The following is a 1692-nucleotide window of genomic DNA, read 5'->3' as shown; positions in this document are numbered from 1 at the left end:
CGGGTTAGGGTGTTCGATAGGGCATTTAAGTCTGACTGGCTTTGCATCACGCTGGCACCCAGAGACTTGGTGTTGCTGGCGTTAATCGCAAAGTCATGCGCAAACTGTTCAACCGACGTGCGCGTGTCTTTGTTATCCACTTGCGTGCCAGCATTGGTGATGGCATTGGCGCCATCGGTGTATTGTTTGGTCGCTTGCTCAAGCTGCTGCTTTTGCTTACTACTCATGTTGCTGTAGGCGGTGCGCTCTTCATCTGACCATTTCACGCCAGCGTTGGCACTGCCGCCCAATGGTCCAAGTTTGCCTCCTATGCTGACGTCCACACCGGCATAAGCACTTTGCAAGTAAGCTTGCGATTGGTCTTTCGTCCAGCCCGTTTGCTTGCTGACATTGTCAATGGCGCTTTGCATGTTGCTCATGCCCTGACTGACTTGGGTATTAAAGCCGCTAGAGCTGCCTTCACCGTAAGAGAGGTTTTTACCCACGCTGTCATGCCAGCGGTCGCTCAGCGATGCGCCAGCCTGAATACTTTGTCCCAATTGGGTGCTTTGTTGTGTTAGGTTTTGCTCAGTCTGGGTTCGGGCATTAGCAACGCTTTCTTGCAACATGGCAGAGGTATTGGTGGAGATATTACCTCTGCTGACCGTTTGTGTGCTGTCGTAGGTAGTGCGCCCATCGGCGTGTTGTGTGGTCACCGAACCGTCTTGATTTTGGGTATAGCTGTGTCCTTGGTTGGTGAGTGTGTTTGTGTCAAATTTATTCGCATGGGTGTTGTTCATGTTGTGGTTATCAATTTGCATACTGCCAAAATCCAAATTACCGGTTGAGGCTGCCGCGCTCGCTCTGGCGTTGGTTGAGTTAATCATGCTTGATAGTTGGTAGTTCATGCTTGACATGACCGATTGCCCGCCTTTGAGTATTCCCCCGGCGATTAACGGTACCCCTATCATCAAGATACCGGTCATCCATGCAAAGCGGCTGTGAAGTTCATCGGCTGCGTTGGCATTGGAGAGAACCAGTCCACCAAATTTACCGGAGACATCGGTGGAGAGAGATTCTAGCCCCCACAGTTGGAAGCCATTGATGATGGCAAAGAGCGCTGGCCATGTCGCCAGAAAGGCAAACGTTCCAAAGTAGTTTTTCAACACCATCATGGTTAAGCCAGGAATGACCGCTGCACCTGCAACAAAAAAGCCTAAGCAAGCAAACAGCATAAACAGCATGGTATGGAGCATGGGTAAATATTCCCTCGCCATCAATCCCAGTGACGCCCACATCGATGTGGTTTGCAGTTTGTTGGTGGTATAGGCGTAGTTGAGCGCCGCTTGAGTGGGATCAAGACTGTCAAGGTTGTAGCGCAGCTCGTTCATCAGCATGTTTTGTTTGATGGTGTTGGAGGCGCTGGTGCTGATGGCAAAAAACTTGTTGTAGCTACGCTTGAGCGATTGCACGATTTGGGGTTTGTAGCGATTGGCTTCTTTACCGAGTAAGTGGTGTGCTAACAAGGTGACGTTTTCGTTAGCGGCAGCATTAAAACGCTGTTTTACTATTGGGTAGGCTTCTTCACACAGCTTGTAGCTGCTTCGACCGCCGCCTTCGTCAAGGTAAAGCGCACGCAGTGGACTTTGCTTAATGCCATCAAGAAAAGTAAAGATATCAGGGGCGGCAAAGAGTTCATCCCAGGTGTATTTG

At 50.2% G+C, this 1692-nt stretch carries 1 protein-coding gene; it reads right to left on the bottom strand.

The genetic code is table 11. The features are described 5' to 3' along the window. On the bottom strand, nt 1-1692 hold a 1692-nt coding region (locus AACR11_RS09945; RefSeq protein WP_189338771.1), incomplete at both ends, for a conjugal transfer protein TraG N-terminal domain-containing protein.

The organism is Vibrio sp. L85, from assembly GCF_963871815.1.
In the GTDB taxonomy this organism is placed as follows: domain Bacteria; phylum Pseudomonadota; class Gammaproteobacteria; order Enterobacterales; family Vibrionaceae; genus Vibrio; species Vibrio harveyi.
Note: the sequence above shows the minus strand (reverse complement) of the source record. Positions and strands in the feature narration are given on the sequence as shown.